Origin of the sequence: Stenotrophomonas sp. SRS1, assembly GCF_026130205.1 — a bacterium.
GTDB classification, from domain to species: domain Bacteria; phylum Pseudomonadota; class Gammaproteobacteria; order Xanthomonadales; family Xanthomonadaceae; genus Stenotrophomonas; species Stenotrophomonas rhizophila_B.
The window spans coordinates 206533-219016 of the sequence record NZ_JAINFD010000005.1; the positions used below are offsets into that span (position 1 = coordinate 206533).

Annotated in this window: 12 protein-coding genes; 8 read left to right on the plus strand and 4 right to left on the minus strand. The window is 66.8% G+C overall.

All coding sequences use genetic code 11. The features are described 5' to 3' along the window. Positions 1-37: 37 nt before the first annotated feature. The 8 genes from miaB (at position 38) to K4043_RS18050 (ending at position 7859) form a co-directional block, all read left to right on the plus strand. Positions 38-1501, plus strand: coding sequence for a tRNA (N6-isopentenyl adenosine(37)-C2)-methylthiotransferase MiaB (miaB, locus tag K4043_RS18015; RefSeq protein ID WP_265310121.1), 1464 nt, complete (start codon positions 38-40; stop codon positions 1499-1501). Between the two features lie 237 nt (positions 1502-1738). Next, on the plus strand, positions 1739-2725 hold the full coding sequence (locus tag K4043_RS18020) for a PhoH family protein (RefSeq protein ID WP_265310122.1): 987 nt from the start codon (positions 1739-1741) through the stop codon (positions 2723-2725). Continuing rightward, positions 2722-3207, plus strand: a complete 486-nt coding sequence (gene ybeY, locus K4043_RS18025; protein WP_265310123.1) for an rRNA maturation RNase YbeY — start codon at positions 2722-2724, stop codon at positions 3205-3207. Before K4043_RS18020 ends, ybeY begins: the two co-directional genes overlap by 4 nt. Before the next feature lie 54 nt (positions 3208-3261). Continuing rightward, positions 3262-3948, plus strand: a complete 687-nt coding sequence (locus K4043_RS18030) for a hypothetical protein (protein ID WP_265310124.1) — start codon at positions 3262-3264, stop codon at positions 3946-3948. An 82-nt stretch (positions 3949-4030) separates the two neighbouring features. Further along, positions 4031-4630 carry a hypothetical protein gene (locus tag K4043_RS18035; protein WP_265310125.1) on the plus strand — a complete coding sequence of 200 codons (600 nt, stop codon included), beginning with the start codon at positions 4031-4033 and terminating at the stop codon, positions 4628-4630. A 65-nt stretch (positions 4631-4695) separates the two neighbouring features. Beyond that, positions 4696-5577 carry a transporter associated domain-containing protein gene (locus K4043_RS18040; protein WP_123728832.1) on the plus strand — a complete coding sequence of 294 codons (882 nt, stop codon included), beginning with the start codon at positions 4696-4698 and terminating at the stop codon, positions 5575-5577. Between the two features lie 8 nt (positions 5578-5585). Next, a complete protein-coding gene (locus K4043_RS18045; RefSeq protein WP_265310126.1) occupies positions 5586-6845 on the plus strand; it encodes a DUF4105 domain-containing protein in 1260 nt (419 codons plus the stop codon). Between the two features lie 15 nt (positions 6846-6860). After that, on the plus strand, positions 6861-7859 hold the full coding sequence (locus K4043_RS18050) for a magnesium and cobalt transport protein CorA (protein ID WP_123728830.1): 999 nt from the start codon (positions 6861-6863) through the stop codon (positions 7857-7859). A gap of 192 nt (positions 7860-8051) precedes the next feature. Here K4043_RS18050 and K4043_RS18055 read toward each other — a convergent pair whose 3' ends face one another. The 4 genes from K4043_RS18055 to potA form a co-directional block, all read right to left on the minus strand. Further along, on the minus strand, positions 8052-9416 hold the full coding sequence (locus tag K4043_RS18055) for an NAD-dependent succinate-semialdehyde dehydrogenase (protein ID WP_265310127.1): 1365 nt from the start codon (positions 9414-9416) through the stop codon (positions 8052-8054). A gap of 75 nt (positions 9417-9491) precedes the next feature. After that, entirely contained in the window at positions 9492-10337 is an 846-nt protein-coding gene (locus K4043_RS18060) for an ABC transporter permease subunit (RefSeq protein WP_123728828.1), read from the minus strand. Then, positions 10334-11245, minus strand: coding sequence for an ABC transporter permease subunit (locus K4043_RS18065; protein ID WP_123728827.1), 912 nt, complete (start codon positions 11243-11245; stop codon positions 10334-10336). Before K4043_RS18065 ends, K4043_RS18060 begins: the two co-directional genes overlap by 4 nt. After that, a complete protein-coding gene (potA, locus tag K4043_RS18070) occupies positions 11242-12375 on the minus strand; it encodes a polyamine ABC transporter ATP-binding protein (protein ID WP_265310128.1) in 1134 nt (377 codons plus the stop codon). The genes K4043_RS18065 and potA overlap by 4 nt, the downstream gene beginning before the upstream one ends. Positions 12376-12484: the final 109 nt, after the last annotated feature.

Genomic DNA, 12484 nt, shown 5'->3' on the forward strand with positions numbered 1-12484 from the left:
CGGCTGCCTGCCCGCCCACCCGACTGGAATAAGCGCCATGACCGGGACGCCAGCTTCGACCGCGCCGATTTCGGCCGGTTCTGCCTTGCCTGCCTCCGCTCCGCCCAGCTCCGCCCCGCGCCCCGACCTGCTCCCCCTGCCCGGCGCCAAGCCGCAGGTGACCGGCCCGGTACGCGGCAAGCTGTACATCAAGACCCACGGTTGCCAGATGAACGAGTACGACTCGACCAAGATGGCCGACGTGCTCGCCGCCTCCGAAGGGCTGGAACTCACCGACGACCCGGCCGAGGCCGATGTGTTGCTGATGAACACCTGCTCGATCCGCGAGAAGGCGCAGGAGAAGGTGTTCAGCCAGCTCGGTTACTGGAAAGCGCTCAAGAACAACGGCCGCGGGGTCATCATCGGCGTCGGCGGCTGCGTGGCCTCGCAGGAAGGCGAGGCGATCATCAAGCGCGCGCCGCACGTGGATCTGGTGTTCGGCCCGCAGACCCTGCACCGCCTGCCGGAGCTGATCCGCCAGCGCCGTGAATCGGGCAAATCGCAGGTGGACATCAGCTTCCCGGAAATCGAGAAGTTCGACGCCCTGCCCGAGCCGCGCGCCGAGGGTGCCTCCGCGTTCGTCTCGATCATGGAAGGCTGCTCGAAGTACTGCTCGTTCTGTGTGGTGCCCTACACCCGCGGCACCGAAGTCAGCCGTCCGTTCGAGGACGTGGTGGTGGAGGTGGCGCAGCTGGCCGCCCAGGGCGTGCTGGAGATCAACCTGCTCGGCCAGAACGTCAACGCCTACCGCGGCCCGTATGGCGACGGCGAGTTCGCCGACCTCGGGCTGCTGATCCGGACCATCGCCGAGATCGACGGCGTCGGCCGGATCCGCTTCACCACCTCGCACCCGCTGGAGTTCAGCGATTCGCTGATCGATGCCTACCGCGATGTGCCGCAGCTGGCCAACTTCCTGCACCTGCCCGTGCAGGCGGGCAGCGACCGCGTGCTCTCGGCGATGAAGCGTGGCTACACCGCGCTGGAATTCAAATCCAAGATCCGCAAGCTGCGCGCGGTGCGCCCGGACATCTCGATCAGCTCGGATTTCATCGTCGGTTTCCCCGGCGAGACCGACGCCGAGTTCGAGAAGACCATGAAGCTGATCGAGGACGTAGGCTTCGACCAGAGCTTCTCCTTCATCTATTCACGGCGCCCGGGCACGCCCGCCGCCGATCTGGAAGACACCACCACCGATGCGGAAAAGCACGCGCGCCTGTCGCGCCTGCAGGCCCGGATCAACGAGCAGGCTGCAGCCATCTCGGAAAAGATGGTCGGCACCGTGCAGACCGTGCTGGTGGAAGGCCCGTCCAAGCGCAACCCGAACGAGCTGACCGGCAAGAGCGAGAACATGCGCTCGGTCAATTTCCCGGGGCACCCGCGTTTGATCGGCCAGTTCGTGGATGTGGTGATCACCGAGGCGTACAGCAACTCGCTGCGCGCGCGCATGGTGACGGCAGACTGAGCGCGATGGCCGGACCACGGTCCGGCCATCGTTGACGCTTTTTTGACCACGCAATTGAACCCATTGCCGCAGTAAGGCTGGCGCCACCTATCCACAGGTTGCTGCACCGGCATTGCACAGCCCCTGTGGAAAACCGCTTTCCGCCGGTGCTGTAGCGGCCGCCCCACACCCGCGCTACCCTGTTCTCCCTTTCCCTGCTTGCGGCCCGGTCGGCTGGACCGGCGGCCGCCGGACGCAATGACCGCACTCGCACAACGCGACTTCACCCTCACCCCGGAAGACAACGAGCGCCTGGCCAACATGGCCGGTCCGTTCGATGAACATCTCCGCCAGGTGGAACTCAAACTCGGCGTGGAAATCGCCAACCGTGGCCACGTGTTCCGCGTGACCGGCCCCAAGGCCGTGGTGGCCGATGCGCAGGCCCTGATCGAAGCGCTGTACGCCGAAGCCGGCGACGTGGTGTTCGACAGCCATGCCATCCATCTGCGGCTGAACCAGGCCAACGTGGAGCATGTGGTCGAGCGCGCCTACGAGGCCCAGGAAGTGGCGATCAAGGTCAAGCGCGGCACCGTGCGCGGCCGCGGCGCCAACCAGGCCCGCTACCTGCACCAGATCACCACGCACGACATCAACTTCAGCATCGGCCCGGCCGGCACCGGCAAGACCTTCCTGGCCGTGGCCAGCGCGGTGGAAGCGCTCAATGAAGCGCGCGTGCAGCGCCTGATCCTGGTCCGCCCGGCGGTGGAAGCCGGCGAGAAGCTGGGCTTCCTGCCCGGCGATCTGAGCCAGAAAGTAGACCCGTATCTGCGGCCGCTCTACGACGCGCTGTACGAAATGCTCGGCGTGGAGAAAGTGCTCAAGCTGCTGGAGAAGAACGTCATCGAGATCGCGCCGCTGGCCTACATGCGCGGCCGCACGCTCAACGATGCGTACGTGATCCTGGACGAAGCGCAGAACACCACGGTCGAGCAGATGAAGATGTTCCTGACCCGCCTGGGCTTCGGCTCCACGGCCGTGGTCACCGGCGACCTCACCCAGACCGATCTGCCCAAGCACGTGAAGTCCGGCCTGCGCGATGCGATCGATGTGCTGCGTGATGTCGAGGGCGTGAGCTTCACCTTCTTCGAAGCACGGGACGTGGTCCGTCACCCACTGGTGGCCCGCATCGTCAGCGCCTACGACCGCCGCGATCTGCAGCAGGTCCAACCCGGAGCGACCCCATGACCCGTGGTCCCGTGCGACTGGACGTCGCCATCAGCTACGCCCAGCCCCGCGCCGGGCTGCCCTCGGCGGTGAGCTTCCGCAAGTGGGTGGCCGCCGCCCTGAAGGGCCGCATCCGCGAGGCCGACCTGGCGATCCGTCTGGTCGATGCCAAGGAAGGCCAGTCCTTGAACCGGCATTACCGCGGCAAGGATTACGCGACCAACGTGCTCAGCTTCCCGGCCGAACTGCCGGAGGGCCTGCCCAAGGGCGTGAAGTTCCCGCTGCTGGGCGATCTGGTGATCTGCGCCCCGGTGGTCGCCCGCGAGGCGGACGAACAGGGCAAGGCACTCAACGCCCACTACGCGCACCTGACCGTGCACGGCGTGCTGCACCTGCTCGGCTGGGACCATGAAGACGAGAAGGAAGCCGATGCCATGGAACAGTTGGAGCGTGACATCCTGGCCGAACTGGGCATTGCCGATCCGTACGCCGGCGAGCGCTGAGCGTTGCCTCGCTACCTGTGTTGATTGCCCTGCCATACAAGGACGTATGCCGTCATGCCGATTCCTGATCGTCGTTCCGCACTGGGTGCCGTGCTGCTTGCAGTGTCCTGGGTAGGGCTGCTGTACGCCGCGATCGGAGCCCCGGGGCTCACCGCACTGACGCCGCCCGGCCGCGACCCTGGCGCACTGCAGCTGGGCATGCTTGGGCTGTCGGCCGTCATCGCAGCGCTGTCGTTGGCGCCCGCGCGAAGCTGGTGGGCGGCGCGGCAGCAGCGCGCGCCCCTGTCTGCGGCGTGGGCCGGACGTCTGGCCGGCCTGGCCGCCGGGGTGTTCGTCGTGGGGATGCTGACCTGCGTGGTGGCGGGCCTGATCCTGCCTCGTCTGCTGGCCGGTCCTGCCGAAGCGACCTTGAGCCTTGCCGGCCTGCGCGTGGTGATCTGGTCAGGGCTGGCGGCCGCCCTGGTCGCGCCGCTGGGCTGGCGCACGCTGTATCGCTGGTTCGGCCGCGATGGCGTCGCGCCGGGACAGTCGTCGACCTTCCGCGCACGGCCGGTGCAGGTGGCGCTGCTGTTTGTTCTTGCCGCGTCGTTCGCCCTGATCTTCGGGCGCGCGCTGATGGCCGAGACCGCCAACGGTCCGGGCGCGATCCATCTGGGCACTGCCGCGTTGGTGCTGTTCGCGGCGGGGATCGCCGCGGTCACCTTCCTCCCCACGCTGCGCTGGCTGCTGCGCCGCCGGTGACGCCCTGCCACGCGGGGCCAGCCCCCGCTATGATCGTCACCGTGTCCGTGCGCTGCACGCCCCCGTTGATGGATCTGCTTCGATGACCCCGTTGCGACTTGCCTGCCTTGGCCTGCTGGGCCTGCTGCCCGCCCCTGCGTTTGCCGACGCCCCTGCCCGCCCGCTGGATCTGACCGCCCTGATCGAATGCCGCCAGAGCGTTGGTGACTACGATGCGGTCGCCCTGGTGGTGGCGGACCCGCTCAAGGCGGTCGCCAACGGCCTGCAGCCGCTGCCGCAGACCAACCCGTTCATGACCGAGTTCCGCCTGGCGGCCCCGATCACGGTGTTCGGCGAGCGCGCCGAGTACATCACGGTGGCCGGGGCCAGCATCATGGCCATCCTGGACCTGGCCGACCCGCGTCCCCTGGCCAAGCGCCTTGCGCTGGAGGACGGCGTGGATTCCACGGAGAAGTTCATGGCCGGGCGCGAGCTGGTCAGCCGCGATGTCACCGACCCGCGCACCGGCGAGGCCTTGATCGAATCGGTGATCCTGAGCCTGTCCACGGTCAAGACCCACCCCGGCAAGACCCTGGCCGGCTGTACCTACAGCCTGGACCTGCCGCCGGAGGAAGACACCCCGCCGCCGGGCGCCGCCCCCGCCCCCTTGCCGGGCGTGAATCCACCCTCGGCTGGGCGCTGACAGGCGCCCGCATCCTGATAGACTAAATCCAACGCCCGGCACGCCGGGTGCCTTTTTTTCCAGAGATGTCTGAAGACGACAGTAGTAGCTCCACCCAGGAGCACAATGAAAAGAAGCGCAGCTGGCTCGAACGCCTGACCGCTGCCTTCTCCGGCGAACCCCACACCCGCGATGAGCTGGTGGCGGTCCTGCACACCGCGCACGAAGACGGCCTCATTGCCGCTGACACGCTGCGGATGATGGAAGGCGCCATTTCGGTGGCCGAGCTCACCGTCGGCGACGTGATGATCTCGCGCTCGCAGATGGTCTCCCTGCCGGTCGAAGCCCCCTTCCTTGAACTGATGAAACAGGTGGTCGAATCCGGCCATTCGCGCTTCCCGGTGCACGGCGACAACAAGGACGACATCCTCGGCATCCTGTTGGCCAAGGACCTGCTGCGCGGCGTGGTCGCCGACAACGGGCCGGCCAACATCCGTGAGCTGCTGCGCCCGGCGGTACTGATCCCCGAGGCCAAGAAGCTCAACGTGCTGCTCAAGGAGTTCCGCCTCTCGCGCAACCACATGGCCATCGTGGTCGATGAGTACGGCGGTGTCGCCGGCCTGGTCACCATCGAGGACGTGCTGGAACAGATCGTCGGCGAGATCGACGACGAGCACGACGAGGCGGAGGACCACACCTCGCAGATCGCGATCCAGGCCGACGGCCAGTACGTGGTCGATGCGTTGACCGCGATCGAGGATTTCAACGAGCGCTTTGGTGCCACGTTCCCCGACGACGATTACGACACCATCGGTGGCCTGGTCACCGAAGCGATCGGGCACCTGCCGGAAACCGGCGACGAACTCACCCTGGACCGCTTCGTGTTCCGGGTGGCGCGTGCCGATGCCCGCCGTGTGCAGGCGTTCCATGTGACCGTGCTGCCGCCCGACACCCACAACGAGGATTGACCCACGCCATGCGGCCCCCTTTGAATCGGTGGTCGCTGTGCCGCCTGTTGTTCGTGTTGTCGCTGCTTGCGATGGCCAGCCTGCCCTTCGGGGCGCTGGCCGCGCAGGATGCCGCGCCCGCTGTTGATGCGCCCACGTCCACCGTCGCCGATGCACCGCGCATCGGCGTCGTCACCATGCAGCCGGGCGAGATCTTCTTCGAGCGCTTCGGGCATGACGCACTGGTCGTGGTCGATCCGGTCACCGGCGACGCCACCTCCTACAACTTTGGTTACTTCGACCCGAGCGAATCCGATTTCATCGGCAACTTCGTGCGCGGCGACATGATGTATTACCTCGTCGCGCTGCCGCTCGGGCAGGACCTGTCGTACTACCAGGAGAGCGGCCGCGGTGCGAGCGTGCAGTGGCTGGACCTGACGCCCGAGCAGGCGCGCACCCTGGCCGCGTCACTGGCCGAGCGCGCCAAGCCCGAGAACGCGCGTTATCACTACGATTACTACACCGCCAACTGCGCCACCATGGTCCGCGATGCGATCGATGGCGCGTTGGGCGGCGGGCTGCATTCGCAGCTCTCCGGGCGCTCGCGCGGCAACACCTATCGCAGTGAATCGGTGCGCCTGGCCTCGCCGTCGCCGTGGATGTGGCTGGGCTTCGATATCGGTCTGGGCCCGTTCGCCGACCAGCCGCTGTCGCGCTGGCAGGAAGCGTTCGTACCGATGCGCTTGGCCGATGCGCTGCGCCAGGTGCGCAACAGCGAAGGCCGCCCGCTGGTGCAGGCCGAGCAGGAACTGCTGCCGCACCGGATCGCCCCGGAGCCAACAGAGTCCCCGCGCAGCTGGTGGCCGTGGCTGCTGTGCGGCCTGATCGCCGCTGCGGGTGTGGTTGCACTGCGCCGCCGACGCCGCCTGCTGGGTGGCCTGGCACTGCCGTTCTGGCTGTTCTGCGGCATTGGTGGCGCCCTGCTGACCTACCTGTGGGGCTTCAGTGCGCACCAGGCTGCCTGGGCCAATCGCAACTTGCTGCAGCTCTCGCCGCTGTGCCTGCTGCTCGTTCCCGCTGCGATCACCCTGCTGCGCGGCCGCGCGCCGCGCGCGTGGTTCCGGATCGTGCTGTGGGCGGTCGCCGGCGTGTCGCTGCTCGGGCTGGTGCTGCATTGGCTGACCTTGCAGGCGCAGTACAACCTGCAGTGGATCGTGCTGTTGCTGCCCATCCACATGGCGCTGGCATGGGTGCTGGGCCGCCGTGACCTGCCCGTCACGGGCCGCTGACGCACGATGCCCGCCATGGATACCGTCACACCTGAAAACCCCGCCTGCGTCATCAACTGCGTTCACTACGATGACCAGGGCAAGCGCCACGACATCAGCCTGGATGCGATCAGCGATGTGATCGCCAGCGACAACGGCTTCGTCTGGGTAGGACTGTACGAACCCCAGGACAGCGTGCTGCTGAAGCTGCAGGAAGAATTCGGCCTGCATTCACTGGCCATCGAAGACGCACGCAACGCCCATCAACGGCCCAAGGTCGAGGCCTACGGCAACTCGCTGTTCGTGGTGGTGACCACCGCGCAGATGGTGGACGAGCGCATCCAGTACGGCGAGACGCACGCCTTCCTCGGGCCGCGCTTCCTGGTCACGGTACGCCATGGCGCATCGCTGTCCTATGCTGCCCCGCGCGCGCGCGTGGAGCGCGAGCCGGAGCTGCTGCGCACGATGGGGCCGTCGTACTGCCTGTATGCGGTGCTGGATTTCGTGGTCGACAATTACCTGCCGATCACCCAGCGCTACCGCGACACGCTGGAGCTGCTGGAGAAGGACATCTTCTCGGACAACTACAAGCGCCACACCGTGGTGCGGCTGTACGAGCTCAAGCGCGAACTCAACAAGATGCGCATGGCGGTCGCGCCACTGCAGGACATGCTCTCGCAGATCAAGCGCTACCAGGGCGACCTGGTGCCGGACGAAGTGAAGCTGTACCTGCGCGATGTCCACGACCATGTCGTGCGGATCAGCGATGTGATCGATACCCTGCGCGAGATGCTGGGCACCGCGCTGAGCGTGAACCTGTCGCTGGTGACCCTGGCCCAGGGCGAAACGGTGAAGCGGCTGGGTGCCTGGGCGGCGCTGCTGGCCGCCCCGACCTTGATCACCAGCTGGTACGGCATGAACTTCACCCACATGCCCGAGCTGGACAAGCCGTGGGCTTACCCGGCGATGATCATCGGCGTGGGTGCGGTGTGCGTGGGGCTGTACCGTTTGTTCAAGCGCGCGCGCTGGCTGTAGGTGTAGGTAGGCGACCGTTGGTCGCTACGGTGGTGACCGTTGCCCGCTACGGCGGGCGACCGCTGGCCACGACGGTGGGTAGTGCCGGCCGTTGGCCGGCTCCTCCGGTGGCATGACCCTCATCTGGTGTTCGCGGCCGTCCGGGGCATGGGCGTGAGCCGGCCAGCGGCCGGCACTACCCGGTTCATGGCATCAGGCCACGTAAACGGTCTTGATGTTCATGAACTCATGGATGCCGTGCTCGGCCAGTTCGCGCCCGAAACCGGAGCGCTTGCTGCCGCCGAACGGGAGCCGGACGTCGCTCTTGACGATGGCGTTGACGAAGGCGGCACCGCACTCCAGCTGCTGGGCGATCGCCTCGCCGCGCGCCGCATCGCTCGTCCACACGCTGCCCCCCAGGCCGAAGGTGGTGTCATTGGCCACGCGCAGCGCTTCGGCGTCGTCGCTGACGCGCAGGATCGCGGCGGCCGGGCCGAACAGTTCTTCGTCATAGGCCGGCATGCCGGGCGTCACATTGTCCAGGATGGTGGCCGGGTAACCCGCGTGCGAGCCGGCCACCGGCTCACCGCCGAGCAGCAGCGTGGCGCCCTTGGCGATGCTGTCCTGCACCTGTTTGTGCAGCTCGTCGCGCAGGTCGGCGCGCGCCATCGGCGCGAGCGTGGTCTCCTCGTCCTGCGGGTCGCCGTAGACGCGCTTGCCGGCGGCGGCGACGAACTTCTCCACGAACGCATCGGCGATCGCATCGACCACGATGAAGCGCTTGGCGGCGATGCAGGTCTGGCCACTGTTGTCGAAGCGCGACTTCACCGCTGCGGCCACCGTCTTGTCGAGATCGGCATCGTCCAGCACCACGAAGGCATCGCTGCCGCCCAACTCCATCACGCACTTCTTGAGCTGGTCACCGGCATTGGCCGCAATCGACCGCCCGGCGCGCTCGCTGCCGGTCAGGGTGACCGCCTTGACCCGCTTGTCGCGCAGCACCTCGGCCGCCTGGTCGTTGTCGATATGCAGCACATCGAACACGCCCTCGGGCAGGCCGCCATCGCGGCATACCGCCAGGATCAGATCGGCGCATTGCGGCACGTTGCTGGCGTGCTTGAGCAGCGCCACATTGCCGGCCATGAACGCCGGCGCGAGGAAACGGAACACCTGCCAGATCGGGAAGTTCCACGGCATCACCGCGAACACGCAACCGATCGGCTCATAGCGCACGTAACTGCGCTGGGCTTCGGTGTCGATCAGCTGCGGCTTGAGGTAATCGGCCGCGTGATCGGCGTAGAACTCGCAGGCCTCGGCGCATTTGTCGATCTCGCCCAGCGCTTCCCCCTTGAGCTTGCCCATCTCGGTGGTCATCGCCTGCTGGATGTCGCCCTTGCGCTGGCGCAGCTGGCCGGCGATGGCGCGCAGGATCGCCCCGCGCTCCTGCAGCGAGCGTGCCGCCCAGGCCGGGAACGCCTCGGCGGCGGCGGCCAGGCGCTGCTCGACCCCTTCAGCGGTAAGCAGTTCATGGCGATACGTGACCTGGCCGGTCGCGGGATTGATGATGTCAGCGGTCATCGCGGGTCTCCAAAAGTCAGACCCGCAGTGTGCGCCTGGCGCCGTGATCCGGATGTTGCCGGATCGGGATGACGTTCAGCCGGGGTCCTGCAACGCCATCTGCATATCGCGCTGGCGGCGTTTCTCGGCGCGGGAGGTGATGTACCAGCCCAGCACCGCCGCGATCGATACCGCCAGCACCATCAAGGTGGCCAGTGCATTGATCTCCGGCTTGATGCCCATCCGCACCGAGGAGAACACCTTCATCGGCAGGGTGGTCGAGTTCGGGCCGGCCACGAAGCTGGCGATCACCACGTCATCCAGCGACAGCGTGAACGCCAGCAGCCAGCCGGCCACCAGCGCCGGGGCGATGATCGGCAGGGTGATCTGGAAGAATACCTTCAACCGGCTCGCGCCGAGATCCATCGCGGCTTCCTCCAGCGAGCGGTCCAGCTCCTGCAGGCGCGAGGACACCACCACCGTCACGAAGGACAGGGTGAAGGTGACATGCGCGATCCAGATGCTGGTCACGCCGCGGCTGGGGAAACCGGGAATGCCGCCCATCGCCACCAGCAGGGTCATCAGCGAGAAGCCCAGGATCACTTCGGGCATCACCAGCGGCGCGGTGATCAACGCACCGAACACGGTCTTGCCCGGGAAGCGGCGCATGCGGGTCATCACCATCGCCGCCATCGTGCCGAGCACGGTGGCCGCGCAGGCCGTCCAGAACGCGACCTTGAGGCTGATCCACAGTGCATCCAGGATCTGCCGGTTGTTGAACAGCTCGCCATACCAGCGCGTGGAGAAGCCCGACCATACCGTGGCCAGCTTGGAGGCATTGAACGAGTACACCATCAACAACAGGATCGGCAGATACAGGAAGGCGAAGCCCAGCCCGAGCAGGCTCCAGCCCAGCCAGCGGTTGCTGCGCACCATGCTCATGCCAGCTTTCCTTCCAGCTCGCGCTGCTGCATGCGGTTGAACAGCAGGATCGGCACCAGCAGCAGGGCCAGCATCACGATCGCCACCGCCGAGGCCGTGGGCCAGTCGCGGTTGTTGAAGAACTCGCCCCACAGCACGCGGCCGATCATCAGCGTATCCGGCCCGCCGAGCATTTCCGGAATCACGAACTCCCCCACCGCCGGGATCATCACCAGCATGCAGCCGGCGATGATGCCGGTGCGCGAGAGCGGCAGTGTGATCCGCATGAAGGCCTGCCACGGCTTGGCGCCGAGGTCGTAGGCAGCTTCCAGCAGGCGGTTGTCCAGCTTGACCAGGTTGGCGTACAGCGGCAGCACCATGAACGGCAGGTAGCAGTACACGATGCCGATGTAGGCGGCGGTCGGGGTGTACAGGATCTGCAGCGGCGCATCGATCAGGCCGAGCTTGAGCAGCAGCTGGTTGAGCAGGCCGTTGCGGTCCAGGATGCCGATCCAGGCGTATACCCGGATCAGGAACGAGGTCCACGAAGGCAGCACCACCAGCATCATCGCCACGTTGCGCGCGGCCGGGCTCATCCGCGAGATCACGTACGCCATCGGGTAGCCGATCAGCAGCGTGAGCAGGGTCGAGATGACCGCGATCTTGATCGAGCTCAGGTACGCCAGCGCGTACTGGTTGTCCTTGACCAGGGCCGCGTAGCTGCCGAGGTTGAGCTTGAGCGAGAAGGCGCCATCCACGTACTCCAGCAGCCAGGTGTACGGCGGCGAGCCGACCTGGGTGCGCGCGAAGGAGATCATCAGGATGATCACGAACGGCACCGCGAAGAACAGCAGCAGCCACAGGTACGGCGCGGCGATCACGCCGGCGCGCGTGCCCGGGAGCCAGCGCTTCCAGCCGGTCGCGGTCATGAGGTCAGCACCACGCCATCGTTGTCGCGCCAGTGCACCCAGACGGTGTCACCCCAGGTCAGGCCATCGCTGGCCCAGCGCTGCGAATTGGCGAAGTTGGACAGCACCTTGGCCCCGCTCGGCAGGCGCACATGGAACACCGAGTGGCTGCCGAAGTAGGCGATCTCCTCGATCACGCCCTGGGCCTTGTTGGTGTCCCCGGCCGGCTCGTCCTTGCCGATCATCACCTTCTCCGGGCGCAGTGCGAACGCCACCGGCTGTCCTTCGTAACCGGTGATCCCGTGGGCGACGTAGATCGGTGCGGGGAAAAACGGCGTGCGCACGGTGACGTACTCGGGCAGGTCCTCATCGAGCACGCCATCGAACAGGTTCACCGAGCCGATGAACTCGGCCACGAACCGGTTGGCCGGCTGCTCGTAGATTTCATCCGGCTTGCCGACCTGCTGGATCCAGCCGGCATCCATCACCGCGATCCGGGTCGCCATGGTCATGGCTTCTTCCTGATCGTGGGTGACCATCACGCAGGTCACCCCGGTGGTCTCGATGATGTTGACCAGCTCCAGCTGCATCTGCGAGCGCAGCTTCTTGTCCAGCGCGCCCATCGGCTCATCCAGCAACAGCAGTTTCGGCCCTTTGGCGAGCGACCGCGCCAGCGCCACGCGCTGCTGCTGGCCACCGGAGAGCTGATGCGGCTTGCGCTTGGCCAGCTTGCCCAGCTGCACCAGCTCCAGCATTTCGCCGACCCGGCGGTTGATCGCATCGCGCGCCATGCCGTCCTGCTTCAGGCCGAAGGCGATGTTCTGCTCCACCGTCATGTGCGGGAACAGCGCATAGGACTGGAACATCATGTTGATCGGGCGCTGGTACGGAGGCAGTGCGTTGATGCGCTGGCCGTCCAGATCGATGGTCCCCTGGGTGGGCGTCTCGAAGCCACCCAGGCAGCGCAGCAGCGTCGATTTGCCACTGCCCGAGCCACCCAGCAGCGCGAAGATCTCGCCCTTGCGCACGTCCAGGGTGACGTCGTCGAGCGCGACGAAGCCGTCGAACTCCTTGCGCAGCGCGCGGATGGACAGGTAACCCGGTTCCAGGACCGGCAGGACCGCGCCTTCCGGCTTGGCTTCAAATGGCATGGTCAGCGGCTCCGGGAGCGGCGGCAGGACGGGGGGAGAATGCCATTTTACCGGTGGTGGCCGCGTCATGTCCTACCCCCTGAAGCGACGACGCCGGCACGGGGCCGGC

Bases quoted from the DNA above. Each gene is read 5' to 3' on its own strand.
- K4043_RS18030 (WP_265310124.1), top strand. From the start codon at position 3,262: ATGCCGATTCCTGATCGTCGTTCCGCACTGGGTGCCGTGCTGCTTGCA.
- K4043_RS18065 (WP_123728827.1), bottom strand. From the start codon at position 11,245: ATGACCGCGACCGGCTGGAAGCGCTGGCTCCCGGGCACGCGCGCCGGC.
- K4043_RS18055 (WP_265310127.1), bottom strand. From the start codon at position 9,416: ATGACCGCTGACATCATCAATCCCGCGACCGGCCAGGTCACGTATCGC.
- K4043_RS18060 (WP_123728828.1), bottom strand. From the start codon at position 10,337: ATGAGCATGGTGCGCAGCAACCGCTGGCTGGGCTGGAGCCTGCTCGGG.
- potA (WP_265310128.1), bottom strand. From the start codon at position 12,375: ATGCCATTTGAAGCCAAGCCGGAAGGCGCGGTCCTGCCGGTCCTGGAA.
- miaB (WP_265310121.1), top strand. From the start codon at position 38: ATGACCGGGACGCCAGCTTCGACCGCGCCGATTTCGGCCGGTTCTGCC.
- ybeY (WP_265310123.1), top strand. From the start codon at position 2,722: ATGACCCGTGGTCCCGTGCGACTGGACGTCGCCATCAGCTACGCCCAG.
- K4043_RS18035 (WP_265310125.1), top strand. From the start codon at position 4,031: ATGACCCCGTTGCGACTTGCCTGCCTTGGCCTGCTGGGCCTGCTGCCC.
- K4043_RS18050 (WP_123728830.1), top strand. From the start codon at position 6,861: ATGGATACCGTCACACCTGAAAACCCCGCCTGCGTCATCAACTGCGTT.
- K4043_RS18020 (WP_265310122.1), top strand. From the start codon at position 1,739: ATGACCGCACTCGCACAACGCGACTTCACCCTCACCCCGGAAGACAAC.
- K4043_RS18040 (WP_123728832.1), top strand. From the start codon at position 4,696: ATGTCTGAAGACGACAGTAGTAGCTCCACCCAGGAGCACAATGAAAAG.
- K4043_RS18045 (WP_265310126.1), top strand. From the start codon at position 5,586: ATGCGGCCCCCTTTGAATCGGTGGTCGCTGTGCCGCCTGTTGTTCGTG.